The sequence below is a fragment of the Vagococcus teuberi genome (assembly GCF_001870205.1).
GTDB lineage: Bacteria > Bacillota > Bacilli > Lactobacillales > Vagococcaceae > Vagococcus > Vagococcus teuberi.
On the sequence record NZ_CP017267.1, the window covers coordinates 61734 to 82104 of the forward strand.

20 protein-coding genes, 2 pseudogenes and 1 riboswitch are annotated in these 20371 nt (G+C 32.3%); of the genes and pseudogenes, 13 read left to right on the top strand and 9 right to left on the bottom strand.

From position 1 onward, the window contains the following. Window positions 1–2: 2 nt before the first annotated feature. Both BHY08_RS00280 and BHY08_RS00285 read right to left on the bottom strand, forming a co-directional pair. Window positions 3–2342 (bottom strand): ABC transporter ATP-binding protein/permease, encoded by a 2340-nt coding sequence (locus BHY08_RS00280; protein ID WP_071455982.1) that lies wholly within the window; start codon window positions 2340–2342, stop codon window positions 3–5. A 754-nt stretch (window positions 2343–3096) separates the two neighbouring features. Further along, window positions 3097–3306 carry a CsbD family protein gene (locus BHY08_RS00285; protein ID WP_071455983.1) on the bottom strand — a complete coding sequence of 70 codons (210 nt, stop codon included), beginning with the start codon at window positions 3304–3306 and terminating at the stop codon, window positions 3097–3099. 220 nt (window positions 3307–3526) lie between these two features. On the opposite strand from BHY08_RS00285, the gene BHY08_RS00290 reads away from it, so the two are divergent. Then, complete coding sequence (locus tag BHY08_RS00290; RefSeq protein ID WP_071455984.1) at window positions 3527–3787, top strand: hypothetical protein; 261 nt, start codon at window positions 3527–3529, stop codon at window positions 3785–3787. A 191-nt stretch (window positions 3788–3978) separates the two neighbouring features. Here the strand turns inward: BHY08_RS00290 and BHY08_RS00295 are convergent, their stop codons facing one another. Both BHY08_RS00295 and BHY08_RS00300 read right to left on the bottom strand, forming a co-directional pair. Beyond that, a complete protein-coding gene (locus BHY08_RS00295) occupies window positions 3979–4266 on the bottom strand; it encodes an LPXTG cell wall anchor domain-containing protein (protein ID WP_071455985.1) in 288 nt (95 codons plus the stop codon). Between the two features lie 722 nt (window positions 4267–4988). Then, window positions 4989–5171 (bottom strand): hypothetical protein, encoded by a 183-nt coding sequence (locus BHY08_RS00300; protein WP_071455986.1) that lies wholly within the window; start codon window positions 5169–5171, stop codon window positions 4989–4991. Between the two features lie 157 nt (window positions 5172–5328). Here BHY08_RS00300 and BHY08_RS00305 point away from each other — a divergent pair, with 157 nt between their 5' ends. Next, window positions 5329–6468 carry an ArgE/DapE family deacylase gene (locus BHY08_RS00305; RefSeq protein WP_071455987.1) on the top strand — a complete coding sequence of 380 codons (1140 nt, stop codon included), beginning with the start codon at window positions 5329–5331 and terminating at the stop codon, window positions 6466–6468. A 14-nt stretch (window positions 6469–6482) separates the two neighbouring features. Further along, entirely contained in the window at window positions 6483–6920 is a 438-nt protein-coding gene (locus BHY08_RS00310; RefSeq protein ID WP_071455988.1) for an NUDIX hydrolase, read from the top strand. Between the two features lie 42 nt (window positions 6921–6962). Here BHY08_RS00310 and BHY08_RS10865 read toward each other — a convergent pair whose 3' ends face one another. Both BHY08_RS10865 and BHY08_RS00315 read right to left on the bottom strand, forming a co-directional pair. Next, window positions 6963–7121 (bottom strand): hypothetical protein, encoded by a 159-nt coding sequence (locus tag BHY08_RS10865; protein ID WP_157093609.1) that lies wholly within the window; start codon window positions 7119–7121, stop codon window positions 6963–6965. 255 nt (window positions 7122–7376) lie between these two features. After that, window positions 7377–8255, bottom strand: a pseudogene (locus BHY08_RS00315) (linear amide C-N hydrolase). Window positions 8256–8445: 190 nt separating this feature from the next. On the opposite strand from BHY08_RS00315, the gene BHY08_RS00320 reads away from it, so the two are divergent. Next, window positions 8446–8817, top strand: coding sequence for a YxeA family protein (locus tag BHY08_RS00320; RefSeq protein WP_071455989.1), 372 nt, complete (start codon window positions 8446–8448; stop codon window positions 8815–8817). 38 nt (window positions 8818–8855) lie between these two features. Here BHY08_RS00320 and BHY08_RS00325 read toward each other — a convergent pair whose 3' ends face one another. After that, on the bottom strand, window positions 8856–9593 hold the full coding sequence (locus tag BHY08_RS00325; protein ID WP_071455990.1) for an amino acid ABC transporter ATP-binding protein: 738 nt from the start codon (window positions 9591–9593) through the stop codon (window positions 8856–8858). Beyond that, on the bottom strand, window positions 9593–11182 hold the full coding sequence (locus tag BHY08_RS00330) for an ABC transporter permease subunit (protein ID WP_071455991.1): 1590 nt from the start codon (window positions 11180–11182) through the stop codon (window positions 9593–9595). The genes BHY08_RS00325 and BHY08_RS00330 overlap by 1 nt, the downstream gene beginning before the upstream one ends. Window positions 11183–11269: 87 nt before the next feature. Beyond that, window positions 11270–11444, bottom strand: a riboswitch (Lysine riboswitch). A gap of 153 nt (window positions 11445–11597) precedes the next feature. Here BHY08_RS00330 and BHY08_RS00335 point away from each other — a divergent pair. From BHY08_RS00335 to BHY08_RS00365, 7 genes are all read left to right on the top strand, one after another. Next, complete coding sequence (locus BHY08_RS00335; protein WP_071455992.1) at window positions 11598–12506, top strand: EamA family transporter; 909 nt, start codon at window positions 11598–11600, stop codon at window positions 12504–12506. 44 nt (window positions 12507–12550) lie between these two features. After that, window positions 12551–13225, top strand: a complete 675-nt coding sequence (locus BHY08_RS00340) for an NAD-dependent protein deacylase (RefSeq protein WP_071457794.1) — start codon at window positions 12551–12553, stop codon at window positions 13223–13225. 30 nt (window positions 13226–13255) lie between these two features. Next, window positions 13256–13516 carry a chorismate mutase gene (locus BHY08_RS00345; RefSeq protein ID WP_071455993.1) on the top strand — a complete coding sequence of 87 codons (261 nt, stop codon included), beginning with the start codon at window positions 13256–13258 and terminating at the stop codon, window positions 13514–13516. A gap of 139 nt (window positions 13517–13655) precedes the next feature. Next, window positions 13656–14063: a GNAT family N-acetyltransferase gene (locus tag BHY08_RS00350; RefSeq protein ID WP_071455994.1), complete on the top strand. Its 408-nt coding sequence runs from the start codon at window positions 13656–13658 to the stop codon at window positions 14061–14063. Window positions 14064–14541: 478 nt separating this feature from the next. Continuing rightward, on the top strand, window positions 14542–15630 hold the full coding sequence (locus BHY08_RS00355; RefSeq protein WP_071455995.1) for a serine hydrolase domain-containing protein: 1089 nt from the start codon (window positions 14542–14544) through the stop codon (window positions 15628–15630). A 181-nt stretch (window positions 15631–15811) separates the two neighbouring features. Further along, window positions 15812–16420, top strand: a complete 609-nt coding sequence (locus BHY08_RS00360) for a helix-turn-helix transcriptional regulator (RefSeq protein WP_071455996.1) — start codon at window positions 15812–15814, stop codon at window positions 16418–16420. Next, a complete protein-coding gene (locus BHY08_RS00365) occupies window positions 16417–16605 on the top strand; it encodes a hypothetical protein (protein ID WP_071455997.1) in 189 nt (62 codons plus the stop codon). The genes BHY08_RS00360 and BHY08_RS00365 overlap by 4 nt, the downstream gene beginning before the upstream one ends. Here the strand turns inward: BHY08_RS00365 and BHY08_RS11090 are convergent. After that, a pseudogene (locus tag BHY08_RS11090) lies at window positions 16597–16923 on the bottom strand (transposase); the annotation flags it as partial. The gene BHY08_RS00365 and the pseudogene BHY08_RS11090 sit on opposite strands and share 9 nt — an antisense overlap. A gap of 833 nt (window positions 16924–17756) precedes the next feature. On the opposite strand from BHY08_RS11090, the gene BHY08_RS00370 reads away from it, so the two are divergent. Both BHY08_RS00370 and BHY08_RS00375 read left to right on the top strand, forming a co-directional pair. Further along, window positions 17757–18572, top strand: a complete 816-nt coding sequence (locus BHY08_RS00370) for a histidine phosphatase family protein (RefSeq protein ID WP_071455998.1) — start codon at window positions 17757–17759, stop codon at window positions 18570–18572. Between the two features lie 113 nt (window positions 18573–18685). Beyond that, window positions 18686–20356, top strand: coding sequence for a DUF2264 domain-containing protein (locus tag BHY08_RS00375; RefSeq protein ID WP_071455999.1), 1671 nt, complete (start codon window positions 18686–18688; stop codon window positions 20354–20356). Window positions 20357–20371 lie beyond the last annotated feature (15 nt).

Consider the following 20371-nt stretch of genomic DNA (forward strand, 5'->3'; position numbering starts at 1 on the left):
ATTTAATCAGCTCTTAATGCAATCGCAGCATCTTTTTTCGCAGCAATACGAGCTGGGATGTGACCACCAATCATTGTTAAAACTGTTGAAATGATGACTAAAATAATCGCATGTTTTGGATTAAGTTGAGCCACATTTTTTAAATCAGTTAGTTTATATAATAGGTTATTAATAGGGAACGTTGATGCATAAGCAATAAGGACTCCTAGTGAACCAGATGCAATACCTAAAATACATGTTTCTGCATCAAACACACGTGTGATATCTTTCTTTCTAGCACCTAATGCTTTTAGAACACCAATTTCTTTTGTTCTTTCAAGAACAGATGTGTAGGTAATAATACCAATCATAATCATACTAGTAACAAGAGAAATACCAGCAAACGCAATCAAGACATAGGTGATAGCGTCCATTAGGCCACCAGTCAGTTGAGTCATCGTGCCAGCTAGGTCAGTATATAAAACACGATCTGCTTTGTCTTTGCCTTTATTGTATTTATCTAAGTAAGTTAAAATATCTTGTTTATCACTAAAGTTATTAGGATAAATTAGGATACTGGAAGGAGTAGTGGTACCACCAAGATAAGCCAGTAAGTTTTCTTTAGCTTGATCATCAAGTGTTTCATTAGTCATGATATTTTTGTTACTGTCACGTTGAGCTTTGACAATATCAGATTGCTCATTTTCTTCCACAATTTTTGCAGTTAAGTCATTACTATAGGCAAAACCGGGTGATAATAAATTCATGCTAGATGATGGTTTGATACGTAAAATCCCACTTACTCTGATAGTTGTGTTGTTGTTACTGTCATACATTTTTTCATAGTCAGTGTTAGGAATATAATTTCCTGTTGGGATTTTTTGGTAAAAATCATTATTTGAAATTAATTTAAATTCTTTTCCAACAATATTGTCAAAAGGAATTGGGTCATCTTCTTTTACATCTAAACCAATATTTTTTAAGGCATTAATATTGGTTGAATTTTGTTTATCAACAATTAAAACGACATCTGTTGCAGATCTTGGGTAGTCTCCGGCAATCACATTGTAGTTTTCTTGTAAGAAATCTTTAGAGTCTTTGTTTAACTTTGTTGGAAATGATGAGATACCAATGCCAGTCATAGAAGACATGGTGGCTTCTATTGAGTTATTACTATTCGGTGCAGTATTAGAGAAGCTAATTGGTTTAATATCACCATCAACATCTCCTAACATATTCATCGCCACTGTCCTAGAGTAGCCAATACTGTTAGTTAAGTTTGGATTAATATCTTTGATATAATCAACATATTCTTGATTAATTTTATTGATATGTTGTGATTTATCTTGTTCACTAAGTTTTGGTGTCACTTCTTTTTTCTTTGAATATTTTGCTTGGTCACTTCCTAAAGCATTTCGTTGATTCATTGATTGGTCAGTTGTCACTTGTGAAATCGTGATTGGAAATTTAGATAATGTCTCGGTTTGTGTTTTATCAATTTGGATTTGAAAGCCATTTGATAATGATAAGACAATTCCTATACTAATAATCCCAATACTAGAAGCAAATGCTGTCAGAAGGGTTCGTCCCTTTTTAGTTCGTAAATTATTAAATGATAGTTTTAATGCAGTGAAAAAGCTCATTTTTGTTCGTTTTAATTTAAACTCATTTTCATGGCTCTCTTCTGTGTGAGGCTTTGAATCATTTTTTATTTTCCCATCAGAAAATTCGATAATGCGATCAGCGTAGTCATAAGCAAGTTCTGGATTATGTGTGACCATGATGACTAATTTTTCTTTAGAAAGTTCTTTGATAAGCTTCATGATTTGTAAACTAGTCTCTGTATCTAATGCTCCTGTTGGCTCATCACATAGTAAAATATCTGGATCGTTTGCAAGAGCTCGAGCAATCGCAACACGTTGCATTTGTCCACCTGATAATTGATTGGGTTTTTTATGCATATGATCAGCAAGCCCTACTCTTTCTAAGGCAGCTGTAGCATGTTTTCTTTTTTCCTCTTTTGATACACCACTAAGAGTCATCCCCAACTCGACGTTTTCGATAATTCCTAAATGACTGATTAAATTATAACTTTGGAAGACAAACCCTATTGAATTATTTCGGTAAGCATCCCAATCGCTATCTTTAAAATCTTTTGTAGATTTCCCATCAATAATCATATCTCCAGAATCATAATTATCTAAACCACCAATTACATTAAGTAAGGTTGTCTTACCAGAACCACTTGCTCCTAAGATAGCGACAAATTCTTGTCGTCTAAATGATACTGATACGTCATCAAGGGCTTTAGTAGTTGTTCCACCTACATTATAGTATTTTTTTATATTTTTTAACTCAAGCATGTGGATCTCCTCTTTTCTTTTAACATGTTATTAACATATTTTTGTTAATAAACTAACTTTTATTATAACAAAAAAAATTTGATAAGCTAGATAAATCCTCTTTTCTTATCAAAATCCGATCAACTTAGTAACTTGTCCACATTTTCTGTGGACAAGTGTGGACAACTTTTTAATAGACAGATTTATTATATATATAAGTTGATAATATAGACTTTAATATTTAGGTAAATTAAGTGAAAATAGTTGTTCGTGTGTAAATATAACATAAAACCTGTGGATAAACTTGTGGACAGTGTGTATAAGTTTATAAAACGCTGAAAAAATAGTCTTTTTAATGTGAAAAACTATACTGTGGATAATTAAAACTATCCACAGTATGTTTTTTGTTCGCCAATGAAAATTACTTTACAGAAATAAATGAACTTATCCAAATAAACAAAATGAACTTGGATAAGCTTTAAAAGTGGAGTCATCTTTAGAGGAGTTTATAGTAGACCAGCTATTCTGGTTCCACAAAAAATAAATTCACGATCATATTCTTGGCTGGCTATCGCTTTTCCAATCTCTTGGATAGTAAATGTTTTTTCACATCATTTTTATTCCTTTTCTTTCTTAATATATAAAAGTAAATATGTCTATTTTTATCTTATAAAAAACATAATATATGTAAAATGATGCTATTCAATGATTAATTAGTAGTTAAAAGGTAATAAAAAAGATGAATCTCGTTTATAAGATTCATCTATATATTCTTTTATTTTTTGTCTTCATGTTTTTTGAATTTGTCTTTCACGTCATCAACAACTTCTTCTGTTTTTTCTTTAATCTCAGAGGATACTTCTTTTACTTTGCCTTCAGCTTGTTTTAAAAGACCTTTATGTTTTAACTTGTCATTATTTGTAATGTCACCTGTAGTTTCTTCTACTTTACCTACCGCTTTGTCAACTTTACCTGTATCAGTCATATTAAATTCCTCCTATTTCTATTGATGTATCTTAACTATATATCAAAATACCCAAAAAATTCAAATGAAAGCCTTTCATTTGAATTTTTTATTATAATAAAAGGTGTTAAAAAAAACAGAGATTTCATAGTGTATGGTTGTCATAATTAAATAGTATTAAAAAAAGAATTACTAAAATAGAGCTGTTGTTTATGATAAGGATTGGTTTTGTTAGCAGTACATGTATAGGGAAAAAGGTAGACGAATTTGTGTAAGAACAGGGTTAGTCAACAATAATAAAAATAATGATATGATAGTTGGTGTTGGTTTATCAGATATAGAGACGACAGAAAACAATTTACGTCTAATGGTAAAAGAGTGTCCAGTGTTTTTGTTAGCCTTAATTGAAGAGACACTTAAAATGTATTTATTAATTGATAGATTGTCCTCGGTTATGGAAATCTTTCAAAGTCTATCAGGAGAAGCTTTATCTGTGGATTAAGAGGTATTAAAGTCTCTAAGATGAAAATACATTTATTTTAGGTATGTTTGTAGGTATGGGGATTATATAAATAAAAGTTATTAAAAAAGAGTCTGATCTAAAAGTAATTTTTTAAATGAAAATGACTAAACTGACTTCATGGGATTGCTTTTTGGTAAGGTTTTTGGCTCAGCCTCTTTTAATGTATGTATCTATCTTACGTTAATTGAATGACGTCTAATAATAGCAGACGAACCTAAAAGACCTAAGCCGATTAAAGATGCAGTCATTTTTGACGTTGTTTTACTCGTTTGTGGTAATTCAGAAGCTGTCGATGGAGTAGTCGTAGCTGTTAGAACCACAATTGTTTGGATTGTTTCAGAAACTATAGGTTTGTTGATAGTAGATGATACCAATTCATTTTCTGGTGTGCTTGGTTTTACAACTAAGTCAATATCAGGAGCAGTTGGGTCTTCCGTTAACCCATTGTCTGGAGTCATTGGAGAATCGTATTCAAATACTAAAAAATTATCCTAAGTTTCGTCGTTAGACACGTCTCCCCCATTAGCTTCTTCTGCACTAACAGTGGTTGTTAAGCTAATCATACCAATGCTCAATGTACTTAATAAAGTGTTTTTTTGTAATCTTATCTTTTTATTTACTATATCTCCCTCTTTTCCAAATAATAATACTATTTCATTAAATTTATATTATAAAAAGAATATAAACTGAAGTAAAACATATTTAATGTTTTGTATTTAGTTATTTCAAAGCATTATATAAATATACACTTAATTGAATTTTATGCAATTTTCATAAAAATATTATCTACGTAGGCACAAGAAAACACCCATTAATAAATTAATGGGTGTACCACGGGGTATAAGGTATTAAATGTTTGGAAGTATCCGCGGTTGGTAAAATAAAGGTAAGTTCATAATACGATGTATTAATAAATAAGTCAATAGATAAATGAAAAAATGTTTTTTACATCGAAAAAAACCTCTAGTTTTCACTAGAGGAGGAGATGGTTAACAACTTTCGGGATTAAGTTGTTAAATCGATTTGGAGTAAAAAAATGAAAAAATGTAACAAGCTTTGGGATTATCCTCTGTTGTGGGAAGAGAGGATGTGTTAAATAATTATTTAACTGTCTATATCATAATATCCAAACCTTAATTTAACCTTAAAAAAGTAAGATGAAAAAAAGATTATTGTGACATTATTTTTTCTTTTTCTTTTCTTCGATAACTAGAGGAGTGTCAGGTAAAATAATGTTAAATCCGTCATGATCTAGTGAGTGTATTCTTTCTTTAATGAAATCTTTATCTATGACAAATTCTTTTTCTAATGTGATAGTGTCATTCAGAATAACTGATTCAGCGGGCATCGATTTATTTGACATAAGTATCCTTCTTTTCTTTTGATTACGTCTATTATATCATTAAAACTAGATTAAATATATTTAGAGACATGTTAAGAACAAGTTATATGATTTAGCTAGATTAAATGAACGTGGTATGATAGAAATACAAAAATGAAAGAAAAAGGGGAGAACAATCATGCAAAAGAATCAAAAAATTGAGTGGTTACAAGACATTGTTAAGATGGAAACAATCAATGGTAACGAAGAAATTGTGGCAAAATATATTCAAAATAAATTAAAGCAAGTTAATATTTCAACTGAGTTGATTCAATATGCTGATAATCGTAGCAGCTTAGTGGCAACGATTAAAAAAGGAAATAGTGATAAAGTTCTAGGGTTAACTGGTCATATGGATGTCGTGGACCCTGGGGATGCGAGTGATTGGAAGTATCCGCCTTTTTCTGCAACTATAGAAGGTAATAAACTTTACGGTCGTGGTTCAACGGATATGAAAAGTGGTCTGATGGCGATGGTTATTGCAATGATTGAACTTCAAGAAGAACAAAAAGAATTTAATGGAACGATTAAATTATTAGCAACCGTTGGAGAAGAAGTAGGTGAGTTAGGGGCTGAACAATTAACTAATCTAGGATATGTTGATGACTTAGATGGTTTGATTGTAGGTGAGCCAAGCAATTATAATCTAGTCTATACTCATATGGGGTCAATCAATTACACAGTGACATCAGAAGGAAAAGAAGCACACAGTTCTATGCCGCAAGAAGGATATAATGCATTAAACCATTTGATTGATTTTTCGTACCACATCAATCAAAAAATGGATGAGATTTCAAGTAACTATGTAAATGAGGAATTAGGTTCAACGATTCATAATATTACGATTATGAATGGTGGGAAACAGGTCAATAGTATTCCAAACTTTGCATCACTACAAGGGAATATACGTAGTATTCCAGAATTTTCTAATGATGATATTATTAAAGTATTACAAGATACGGTAGATGAACTAAATAAAAACCAACCATACAAGTTAAAACTAACTATTGATTACAATAAATTATCTGTTAAAGCAAACAAACAGTCTGAATTAATTAAGGTAATTCAACAACAATTTGATGAACCATTACCACTTATTGGGATTGGTGCGACAACTGATACGGCAGAATTTATTAAATCGTCTAATCCGTTTGAGTTTATTGTCTTCGGACCTGGTGAATCCACATTACCACACCAAGTCAATGAGTATGTTGACATAGATAATTATTTAGATATGATTGATAAATACAAACAAATTATTTTAACTTATTTAAATTAAAAAGGACGTTATTTATGGAAGACATTCGAGTCGTTATAGGAGATAGTAAGTTTGATGTGCGAGCGTGTGGCGTTTTAAGTCAAGACAATCATATTTTATCAAGTGTTGAATCTGATGGTAGTCAGACGTTACCTGGTGGAGCAGTCAAAATAGGAGAAACATCTAAAGAGGCTGTTGTACGAGAATTTTTAGAAGAGACGAACATAAGGGTTAGGGTAGGTAATCTTTTAGCAGTAGTTGAAAACATGTTCAATTATAAGGACAAACCATATCAACAAATTATCTTTGTCTATGAGGTTTTTCCAATCGAAGAGATAAGTGATATAAAAGGAGATATTGAAGTTAAGTGGACACCTAAAGAAAGATTGAATGCATTAAAACCTAGCCCATTAAATGATATCATCCAGCAACTAGGTACGACTATTAGACATGTGATTAATAAAGAAGATTAAAATAGCTACTCAAGTATCCATGAATACTTGAGTAGCTATTTTTTATTTGTGTTCACGGATTAAACGTTTTTCAGCTTTTTCTTCTTTTTTCTCTGCTACTTTTTCACGATTTTTGTCGATATCAGCTTCGAAGATTTCTTTTGCTTTTTCTTGTTCAAATGAACGGCGATTTTGTTTGGCTCCATCTCGTTCTGTTCTCATGGTTTTACCTTCTTTCATCATGTTAAATTTATGGCATTTACTCAATGCTTATAAGGTAATCTTACACGTAGTTATCGAAAAAATAATGAATTAACAGTGCTGTTTTCGTTATTATGAAGCGAAAACAACGTTATTATCTAAATGAATAGTATGATACGTAATGTCTATTAGGGAAGTATCTAATTTTTTCGCTGAGAGAGCAAGTCCTTCACCTGTTTGAGCATAGGCGATTTGTTTAGTGACATCATAACCAGACTAGTAGCGTGTATAATCTGTGATACTCATTTCAGATTTTTTGTGTTCTAAACCTCGTGGCACAATGATCGGTCTAAAAATACTATACAGTCTATTGATTCCTTCATTTGTATCAAAATCATCTAACATATTTTTTAGATAAAAACGTCTTATAAAGCGAGGAGGAGAAGTATAATCTCCAGGTAAACCAAATAATCCATAAACTGTATCATGTTCAATTGGTTCCAAATCAACTTTGTTTTTCATCACACGATGAGCTGGGGGATTAATGTCACTTAAATTAATGTAATGCCTAATATTTGTAGTGTGATAGTTATATTCTGGGCCGTTCGTCATAACATCAACATAGTCGTATAGTTTAAAGCCGCCATCTAATACAGGCTCTAAAACGATACCTTCTCCAGTTGTATCAACGAATGTGTAGTGTAGAGGGAAATAAAGATGTTGACCTTTATAAACAAAAGGCTCATCAGCTAAAACAAATTCTTTATAATGTTCTTTAATTTCAGCTACAGTTTTAAAATTTGATAAAATATATAAGACAAATTCTTCTGTTAGTAGTGGTTGTTTTTCATCATCACTAATGTCTTGAGTGGCTTTTGTCGTTGCTTCAACTAATGCTTACATATCACCAACTAGTCCATGTTCATTCATACCATCCTACATAACCATTGTATACTTTGTCATAACACCTAATACTGTGTATTTACTGGTCCAATGAGAAACTTGGTTAGTTATATTGATGTTTTTTGGAACAGTTTCTAGTGTAATATCTAAATCTAATCCAGGGTCTTCACCAAACATTGAAATATCTAAATCCATTGTGCGACCGAAAAAAATATCGCCATTTTTAGCAGTTAACGTGATATTTGTACACATTTAAAAAAACTGCTTTTTATGATTAGGTATATATTAAAACTTTTATTGAAATAAAACAAATGGTAGTTATTTTTTAGTTGTTCATTTAAAGAAATAATAATATTTTTTTGTGTTTAAAATTACGATTTAATTAGATTAAAAAGTGTTTTTAGATTATATTGTTAATTAATCTGTTTATGAGGCGAATAGTATGACAAAGAAAAGTATTTTAGTTGTCATTTTAGTATTAATCGTGATTTCTGGCTACAAAGGGTATGAGTATTACACAACGATTTATAAAGGTGATGTGGCGTATGCAAAAGTTCCAGATGGTGTTCCTATGGTGGAAGATACAGGTCAGGTTATATCAGGAAGTAAATCTTATAAATATGATTTTGATTTTGTGAAAAAAGATGGAACAATACAAAAAATGGATTATGAATTGAGTAGTAAAAATGTGACACCATTACAACCTGGTTCATACGTAAAAGTATTTATTAGTCAAACAAGGATAATTAGTGGACCAAATGATGTGTCAAAAAGTGATATTCCAAAGAATATATTAGAAAAGCTAGATAAATAAAATAAGCTAGATTGAGTTGGCTCAATCTAGCTTATTTTTTATCCTTCTAAAATACGTTGTAAAAATTCTTTTGTACGAGCTTGTTCTGGATGTTGGAAGATTTTTTCAGGAGCACCTTCTTCAGCTACAACTCCTTGATCCATAAAAATGACACGATCAGATACTTCTTCGGCAAAAGCCATCTCATGAGTTACGATAATCATGGTTAATCCAGTCCCAGTTAACTCACGCATGATTTTTAATACTTCCCCGACCATTTCAGGATCAAGTGCTGAGGTTGGCTCATCGAACAGCATCACTTCAGGATCCATAGAGATAGCGCGAGCGATTGCGACACGTTGTTTTTGCCCACCAGATAATTGGCTAGGTTTAGCATGAGCAAAATCTTTCATCCCAACTTTATCTAAATTTTCAATCGCGATACGTTCTGCTTCTTCGCGTGAGCGTTTTAATACTTTTACTTGTCCAACGATGCAGTTATTTAAGACATCGTGATTTTCAAATAGATTAAATTGTTGGAACACCATTCCAACATGGGCACGGTATTTTGGTAAGTTATACCCAGGAGAAAGGATGTTATCACCTTTAAAAAGTAATTCCCCATCAGTTGGTTCTTCTAATAAATTAATGCAACGAAGTAAAGTTGATTTACCAGAACCTGATGGTCCTATAATGGTAACAACTTCACCATCTTTTACGGATAGATTAATGTCTTTTAACACTTCATGATTGCCGTATTGTTTTTGTAAGTGTTTGATTTCAATTAAGTCAGTCATTATTTGTCATCCTTTCTTTCTAAAATAGCTGTTTGCATTTGATTAGCATAAGGTGCGTATTCACCAGTACCGTCCATACGTTTTTCAACAAATCGCAAGATACGCGTTACAGTGAAGGTCATGACAAAGTAAATCACACAGACAACAAAGAAGGTATCAAAGAATCTAAAGTTACTTCCAGCGACTGTTTTAGCCTGGAAGAACAACTCAGTGACAGCAATCACGTTTAATACAGAGGTATCTTTAATATTGATGACAAACTCATTCCCCATAGCAGGTAGAATATTTCTAAATACTTGTGGAATCACGACGTTGACCATTGTTTGACCGTGTGTCATTCCAATAGCAGATGCTGCTTCAAATTGTCCTTTATCAACTGAGAAGATGCCACCACGAACGATTTCTGTCATGTAAGCCCCAGTATTGATTGATACAATAAATAATGCTGCTGCAAGAGGATTCATATCAATCCCAAATGCTTGAGAAGAACCATAGTAAATCACCATCGCTTGAACGATCATTGGCGTTCCTCTAAAAATTTCGATATAAATTGAAAATAGAGTGTTTAATAATTTAAATAAGACTTTGTTTACCATATTTTTTGGCGTTGGGATGGTTCTAAATAAGCCAATCCCTAATCCAATTAATGTTCCAACAATTGTTCCCACCAGTGAAATTAAAAGCGTTACTCCAGCACCTTTTAAGAACATTTGCCAGTTTTCTTTGACGATTTTGACAATCCAATTTTCATTTGACTGTGAATCAGGTTGTTCACTAATGGCAATATCCATAAAATTGTCTCGTTCAGTTTGATTTATTCCAGCTAAAATGTCATTAATTTTTGCGATATCTTGGCTGCCTTTTTTTACACCGATAGAAACAGATGTATCATCACGATTTGTTTTAAAGCCTTGGCCATCTTTAAAATCAATCATTTTAAAATTAGGATTTACTTTTTGGGCGGTGATTCCCTCAGGTTTTTCTGAAACATAGGCATCAATTTTTCCGGATTGAAGTGCCACACGCATAGCAGAAAAATCATCCATGGCAGTTTGTTTTGAGACACCTTCGATTTGATCAATCACAGAATAGTGAAATGTATTTAATTGGGCAGTAACTTTTGCTCCTTCAAAATCTTTCAGACTTTTGGCATTGGCATATTTTCCATCTTTTGCAACGACTAAGACTAAGTTTGAGTGATAATAGTCATTGGTAAAGTCGATGGTTTTTTTTCGTTCTTCAGTGGGAGACATACCAGCGATAATAGCATCTACTTTTCCAGAAGTTAAAGCAGGAGCTAAACCATCCCAAGCTGTTTTGTAAATGACCAGTTCTTTTCCTAAGCCTTCAGCAACACGTTTTGCGATCATGACATCATAGCCGTTTGCGTACTCGTTTCCTCCTTGGATTTTAACAGCGCCATTGTTGTCATTTTGTTGTGTCCAGTTGAATGGAGGATAGCCTGCTTCCATTCCCACGACAAATTTATCATCACTTGCCTCCACTTTTGGTGTTAGCATGATTAGACTAATAAACATAAATAATAGTGCAATAAGGACATGATTGGTCGAACGATTGTTTGTTTGCATGATAATTCTCCTTTTGTTTTAGATAAATAAAAAAGCAACCTCGTAAATAGAGGTTGCTTGTGATGAAGTCAGATTAACAGTAAGTTATCTAATCATAGCGCATCTTAGTTTTAACTAAGACAGTTCTATAGTTATTCACTATAGACCCAACATGATAAGCGAGGAACTTTATCACATTTCGGCAATCTTCCCTGTGCATTAGTGTCAACGTAATCCTCTACTCGACTAATGTTATTGATAGACTGCAACCTCTAGATTTATAATATTCGGTTATTTTTTCTTAATATGTCTAACACTATATCATACCTTTTTCAAAAAGTCATGACTTTTCACGAAAATTTTATTTGACCAAGTCACGTTAATTCGTTATTTTTAGACAAGTAAGTATGATAGAAAAATTGAGGGAGACGAAAATATGTGGTTTATGTCAGCGCTGGTAGTTGTCTTTGCATGGGGGACAGCAGATTTATTTTATAAACTGGGAAACAATGAAAAAGATAAGTATAGTGCACAAAAAACAGTGGTCATTGTAGGATTAGTGATGGGACTTCATGCCTTTTTCTACTATTATTTGTATTTGGGTGTGAGTTTTGAATGGAAAAATTTATTGATTTATTTACCTGTGTCGTCCATGTATATTTTATCAATGGCGATCGGGTATGTGGGGCTTCGTTATATAGAGCTGAGTGTGTCTTCACCGATAAGTAATTCTTCAGGAGCAGTGTCAGCTTTATTAATGTTTCTGATACTAGGAGCGAAAATGGTGTGGATTCAATTTATTGCTGTGGCAGTTATTTCAGTCGCTATTTTTATGTTGTCTGTTTATGAAAAGCAAGAAGTTGATCACGAGTTAAAAGTATCAGGCAATGTGGTCGATAAAAAATATCAGAAAAGTGCACTTGCGATTATTTTTCCAATACTTTACTGCGTGATTGATGGATTGGGGACATTTTTGGATGGGTATTATTTAGATTATGCGGAAATTTTACCTGAAAACCAAGCCAACATGAGTTATGAATTTACTTTTTTAATCGTCGGGTTACTGCTGTGGGGATATTTACGAGTAGCTAAAGGAGAAAAAATTGATGTGTTTCATGAAAAATATAAAGGTCTTGCGGCACTTTTTGAAACTTTGGGACAATTTTTCTATATTGGTGCGATTGCGAGTAATTCCATTGTCGTAGCACCGATGATTGCTTCATATAGTATTGTATCAGTCTTGTGGTCACGAATTTTTTTAAAAGAGAAATTAACTAAAAAACAATACGTCATGATTTTTGCGATTATTATTTCTGTGGTTGTATTAGGCTTTTTTGACGAATAATGTCATAATAAAGTAAGGGAGTGATTGATGTGGAAGAACAAGCAATGGAGATATTACAGCAGGCGGAAAATATCGTGTTTATGACAGGTGCCGGTGTCTCAACAGCATCGGGTATTCCTGATTATCGCTCTATGACAGGGGTATATCATGGAGTTGAAAATCCAGAATATTTGCTGAGTCATACTTGTTTAAAACGTGAGCCTGATGTTTTTTATCGATTTGTCCAACAATTATACCATCCAGAAGCAAAACCGAATGTGATTCATGAAAAAATGGCAGAATTAAGCCAAACGAAACAAGTTGGGATTGTGACGCAAAATATTGACGACTTGCATATTAAAGCAGGAAGTCCAAATGTGGTGCCGTTTCATGGGAGTTTGTATGATTGTTATTGTCAAAAATGTGGTCAGTCAGTTTCTGTTCCAGACTATATGAAGAGTATGTATCATCAAGAATGTGGCGGGATCACGCGTCCGAATGTGGTACTTTACGAAGAAGGCTTATCTGAGTCTAATATAGAAACAGCTATTTCTTGGTTGTCTCAAGCAGACGTTGTGTGTATTGTTGGCACAAGCTTTCAAGTGTATCCTTTTAGCGGACTGATTAATTACCGAAAACCTGATAGTCAGGTGATTGTGGTAAACAAAGAACCCATTTCATTAATGATGCCTCATCTTTTAGTGCAACAAAAAGGTGAAGATTTTTTCTCTGACATATAATCTGACTCTTATACGAAATGAGGAGATAAGATGTTAAGTCAAGATAGACAACGAATTGATGAAATTGATGAACAAATCGTATCATTATTGGAAGAAAGATATGATTGTGTGTCGCACATTGCGAAGATAAAAAAAGACAATCATATCCCAGTTTTTGATACAACAAGAGAAGAAGCCGTATTAGAAAAAATTCGACAAATGGTATCAAATGAGGATTATGCTGATTCAATCATCGAAACATTTAATCAAATCATGATGGTGTCAAAAGACTATCAAAAAAGTAAACAATAAAGGTAATCCTTCAGAACTGTTCTGGGGGATTTTTTTATTGGTATGATATAATGAGCGAAACACCTGAAAGGGGGTTTTACTCTGAATAATCGGTTGAAGTTAGACTCTTAATTAAATAAATAAATTAGGAGGAAAGATAATGATAGAATATAGAAACGGAAGTAATATAAAACGTGAACAACTAGAGTTGTTGTATGATAGTGTTGGATGGATAGCTTATACAAAAAATTTAAAAGGTTTAGAGCAAGCACTAGTTAATTCACTTTATGTGGCAAGTGCTTGGCATGAAGAACAATTAGTTGGTTTAATCAGAGTTATTGGTGATGATCAAACAATTTTATATGTACAAGATATTTTGATTCATCCAGACTATCAACGACAAAAAATTGGGACAACACTAATGTCTGATGTATTAGAAACGTATAAACATGTGCGCCAAAAAGTATTATTAACTGTTGATGAACCAGACGTTAGAGGATTTTACGAAAGTTTTGGATTCGAATCCTGTGATAAGGGAAGCACAGTTGCTTTTTATAAAGAGTTTTAGGAACATTGATAAGTTAAAGAGATGCCTTTCTTTGGCTTATTTTTTATTTCGCCAAATGATAATAACTAGTAAAATAACCACAAATATTAACTGACCGAAACCAAGCCAGATATTTTCTTGAAATTTAGCATATAAATCATATGCAAGATAGATAAACCAAATGATGATAATCGTTGTAATAATATACGAAATAAATTTATTCATTATTGCGACATCCAATTATTTTTAAAGTATGATTATTGTATCATTGTGTTGTTTGATATGGAATATTATACTAGAATAAATATAGTTGGTATTATGACCAAAAATTGAGATATAAAAGTTAAATTATTTGGTAGCTGAGTGAATCTGTCTATAATTGTTTATTAAAGAAGCATAGAAATATACGATAGACTTCATAGATTTAAGGTTTATTTAAGTAAAGTATTTTACAATATACGTGAATTGAATGTATCGTTTGCCAAAAGGAGGTCGGGACGTGAAAAAAAAGATTGCGAAAAAAATAGCGTTGACAGGTTTAGCGACAGTCGTATTACTGTTAGGATTGAATCATTACTTTCGACAAAATATCATAAAAGATGAAGTGTTTGCTGCTGATGAAAAGGATGACACATCTTTGCAAGTAAGTATGGATGACTATTTTTCTGATGAAAATTATAATGGTATTGCGATGGTGCTTGAAAATGGCGATGTTCTATCTGCTTCAGCCTATGGATATAGTAATTACGAAGCTAGAGAAAAAAACACATTGGATACACTATTCCCTGTAGCCTCTCTGCAAAAAATGATGACAGCAACATTAGTAGCAAAAGAAATATCGCAAGGAAAGATAAGCTATGAAACGCCTCTATCAGATTTTTATCCTGATATTGCATATAGTGATGAGATAACCATTCGTGATTTACTAGACCAAACATCAGGTATTCGAATGGATGAAATAGCACCAGGTGACATTTTAAAAACTCAAAAAGAACAAATGGATTATGTTTTAGAGAGTCTTGAGAGTACAGGTGAAATGAGTTTTAGCTATACTAATGCTAATTATTCTTTATTAGCAGGTATTTTATCGACTGTTACAGGAGAAGACTATGAAACATTGTTTACCAAAGAAATCATTGAGCCACTACATTTATCTAATACATTTTTCTGGGATACCGTGTCAGATAAAAAAGTAGCAAAAGCATACAATAGTTCCATTTTACTAGGTGAATATGCTACAGGAACGGATAATTTTGTTGCAGCTAAACCTTTGTATTCTAGTCTAATCGGTGCCGGAAATGTATTGATGTCGGCAAAAGATTTGGCAACTTATTTAGAAGGCTTAGCTAATGGAACATTGATTACTAAAGATGAATTTTCTGATTTAATACAGGGAAATCCCGAATATAGTGGGGCTTTCTGGGGCAATGATGAACTACTACAAACCAATGGGAGTCTTGGTAACTATCAATCTTCTGTTTTACTAGATAAGTCAGGCGGGAAAATGGTAATCTTGATTAGCAATGGAAGTGAGATTGACAGTTTGTCAGATTTAGCATCAGATATTTATCAACGAACATTTAATTAATAGAAAAAAATCACCAATCTTCATGATGGAAGGTTGGTGATTTTTTGCACTATTATTAGTACAAACCCTTGTTATATAAGGCGCAATTTTAAATTGCTAGTGTATTTTTACTGATGCAAGAGATAGTTGCTAGCGATATTTCGTAGTATCATATACTTTATAGATAAATGGAGGAGAAAATATGTTAGCAACTATACTAAAGGAAAAACGACATGAACTAGGTTTAACTCAGCAAGATGTCGCAGAACAATTAAATGTTACAAGACAAACTGTATCGAGTTGGGAAGTCGGAAAAAGCATTCCCGATATTTCAAGTCTAATTAGTCTAAGTGAATTGTATGATATTTCTTTAGATTACATGTTGAAAGGGGATAAACAAGTGAGTGAAAAGCTAAAAAAAGATGTCATTGAATTAAATTTTTTACGATTTTTTTCAAAAGCAACGCTAATTATTTTGGGCGTTATATTAATCATCTTGGTTCCCTTTTCGGGTATTGTTTTATTAGGAATATATTTTTATTTAACAGTTATTAAAAAGAAAGAGGTTAAAATTATCACTCATACGAAGGAGGAAAAAGTGGTGGAAGAAAGAACAAGTAGTGTGATTCAAGCGATAACAGATTCTACCTCAATTATTGGAGCAGTTTCTCTGTTTTATGTGGTTATCTCAATTATTATAGGAAATGCAAGTTTAATTGTTGATGAACAAAATCGATACATCCTTATTGTACTGTTTATTGGAATGGCTGTTGGTAGATATATTAGGTACCAAAGAGGGATGAAAGAATGAATAGTAAAGTAAAATTTGGTGGAACAGTAGAGGAACAGAATGAGTTGGCAACTCTTTACTATGATGCAACTAAAATTCCTAATATTGATAACTTGGAAGATATAAAGGGTATTCTGCAAGAAAATATGTTTAGTAGAGTAATAAGGAAGTGTAAATGGGTTTTTGAATTTAATTTGTCAAATTAAGCTAGACAAAAAAATATCATTGTTTATATAGCTCAAAAATACTTCCAATGGTGTTTATAGTTTAATGATTTCCTAGGAATATTATTTCTTTTAGATGCGATAGATTGGATAAAAGATTCCTCAATTTCGTTGAAATCCATTTTTTTAGGTAAGCCATTTTTGCGTAATAACCTATTAGAGTGTTCGTTTAAGTCTTTTTTAGGGTGTTCCTGAATCGACAAAATAAATATCAATATCGTTTCGATTTCTGATTGATTTAAATAGATGACATAGAAGTTGATTAAACCAATTATTTAAATTATTTTCGATATCTATTGCTCATCTGTAGTCAGGTGTGCATAGGTCATTTGTGATTACTCTTCTTGTTTTCTTTGGTTAGAAAGGCAATCTGAGTGTATCGCAAATGATTTTTTTAATTTTCTAGCTTAATTTTACAATCGGCGTTGGTAAAATTAAGTAGTAGAGTAGAAATTAATTTTGAAAGAGTCAGACATGAGTAAACTTAATCAAATAGGTCCTTATTCATTAGAATATTTAGTTCAAAAGAAACACCTTTATTGCACATTAAGAGGATAAGAAAAATTATTAAATAGATCGAATCAAATAGTGGTTTTAGGTTATACAACTCATCTAGGAATCAACATATTAGTTGTACCTTGATTGTTATTTATAATAACTAAAAAATATATTACTCTGAACAAAACAGTGATGAATGCTGATTAGAATATACCGGCTATTGCTTATTTACTACGCTAAACTAATTTAATACCTTTCTTTCCATACAAAAAAAATACACATGAAAATTTGGCTGATTTTCACATGTCAAAATATAAAAAATATTTAAATTAAAAGACCTAGACTTCTCTAATTTTTGTCTGTTTTTGATTGTTTATCTATATTAGTAATAGAACACAATAAAGATAACTAAATTAATTTAACTTAAGCAAACAACTATATTATTGTCTTTGTTTTATAAGCTATTATTTTAAATAAAACGTTTACAAAAAGAGGTTTTTTTGGTAAAATTTGGTAAATAAATAGATGGTTATCGTTTGTTAAAACGAGCTAAATCTATACATTTATATTAGTGGGCAGACTTTATTTGAGTGTGGTTTTGTCTATTTGTAAAATTATTCATAGGGGGAATAATCGTGAAAAAAAAATCAGGAGTTTTGGTAGGAGTGCTAGCAACAGTCTTTTTATATCTAGGGGCATGTAGCATACAAAAAGAGGGGTCGACTAAAGTAAATGATAAACCAGCAGAAGAACTGACTCTTTATGTAGTTCGACATGGTAAGACTATGCTTAATACGACAGATCGTGTTCAGGGTTGGTCTGATGCAGTATTGACACCTGAAGGAGAGAAAGTTGTTATGGCTGCTGGTAAAGGGTTAGCAGATGTTGAATTTCAAAGTGCTTATAGTAGTGATAGTGGTAGAGCGATTCAAACAGCTGATTTGATATTAGCTGAAAATAATAAAAAAAATGTAGAGTTAAAGACAGATAAACGATTAAGAGAATTTAATTTTGGTAGTTATGAAGGTGATTTAAATCATACAATGTGGCAAGATATTGCAGATGACAATGGAGTGACTTTAGAGGAATTCATGAAAGATATGTCACCTGAATCATTTGCGAATAGTGTAGCTAAATTGGATAAAGAGAAAGTAGAAAAAGGAGCTAATTGGGCAGCAGAAGATTATAAAACAATTACTACACGACTTACTGAAGGTTTAAATGAAATAGTGAAAGAAGAATCAAAGAAAAATGGTAGTGGAAATGTTTTAATTACATCTCATGGGTTAAGTATAGCTGCATTATTAGATACATTATTTGATGGTTTTGAAGTTCCTGAAGGTGGATTGAAAAACTCTAGTGTTAGTATTATTAAGTATAAAGATGGTAAATATAAATTAGAGTCCGTTAATGATTTGAGCTATGTTGAAAAGGGGCAAAAAGAAAATTAATTAAAAAAGAACGTCTTGTTGATGAAAATAACAAGATGTTCTTTTTTAGTTATCTTTTGTATGGTAAAAGAATGGCTCTTTGTCAAATAGGACTGATGAGTTAAATTGGTAAGATGATGATTGTGAGAGAAGTGGAAGGGTTCTTGCGTGTTCTTTGGGGTGTTGGCCCATTGATTGTTCATAATTCGAATGATAAGTTGAGCAGAATTGTGGTTGAAGGATTACGAGTAGGAACAGATCCAGATGGTAGCCATTATTGGGGCACGTCTAAGAACTATGATCAATTGATAGTGGAAATGGCAACACCCAGTACGACATTATTATTAAATCCAAAATTATGGGATAGATTATCATCAGCAGAACAAGATAATGTTTTTAATTGGTTAAATACGGTTAATAGTCGAAAAACGCCTAAGAATAATTGGCTGTTTTTTAGAATTTTAGTCAATGTTTGCTTTAAAAAACTAGGTAGAGAATTTAATCAAGAAATAATAGAAGAAGATTTTAAAGAAATCGAAGCATTTTATATTGGAAATGGTTGGTACTATGATGGTAGGTCAACACAAATGGATTATTACATTTCATTTGCTATTCACTATTATTCATTAATTTATTGTAAGTTTATGGAGGATAGTGATAAAGCCAGGACTGATTCGTTCAAAAAAAGAGTAAAAGAATTCGCTGAGAGTTTTCAGTATTGGTTTGATGCAAACGGTGAAGCCATTCCTTTTGGTAGAAGTTTGACGTATCGTTTTGCTCAAAGTGCTTTTTGGTCAGCTTTAGTATTTGCTGATGTTGAAGCACTTCCTTGGGGAGAAATTAAAGGAATACTTGAAAGAAATATGACCTCATGGTGTGAACATGATATTTTTTTAAGAGATGGTCGATTAACTATTGGGTATCATTATGAAAATTTAGTCATGGCAGAAGGATACAATGGATCAGGGTCACCTTACTGGGCTTTTAAAACATTTTTACTTTTGGCAGTGGACGAAACACATCCATTTTGGTCTAGTCAGTCAATTGAAAAGCAATCGAATAAGTCAGAATACTTAATACCTGAAGCCCAAATGCTTGTTCAAACATCTCCAAATCAAGTACAGTCTTTTGTTGCAGGACAGTTTGAACCAAATCAAGCGCATATAGAGGCAAAATACAGTAAATTGGTTTACTCAACAGTATTTGGTTTTAGTGTACCAAAAAGCCATCTGTTTTATCGTCAGGGTGGATTTGATAATTGTTTAGCTTTATCAGAAGATGATAGCTATTATAGAACAAAATTTAAATCTGACTCTTTTGAAGTGACACAAGAGTATGTTAAAAGTATTTGGAAACCATGGAGTAACGTGGAGGTATCTACTCTTGTTGTCCCTATGAATGGTTGGCATGTTCGTGTACATGACATAGAAACACAACGAGAGCTAATTGTTCGTGATGGAGGGTTTGCGACACCGATTGAAGAAACAAATGTAGTGGAAGAGCATAATAAAATGACGTGTGAATCATCTATTGGGACAAGTGTTTTAGTTCCTTTAGAAGGATTTGAAGATATGGAATATACGACTAACGAGCCAAATACTAGTTTGTTTTTTAAAAATAGTGGGCATCCATCTAGTCGAGCAACATTATCTATTGGAAAACATCGTCTGATTAGTTTAGTTGGAGGTATTGCAAGCGGTGATTCAGAATGGTTACGTCAACCAGTAGTACAGGTTGAGAATAATATATTAATAATCATACAGGGGGATAGTAAAAAAGCCATCCAACTATCAAGTTTTATATAAAATAAAAATGACTTG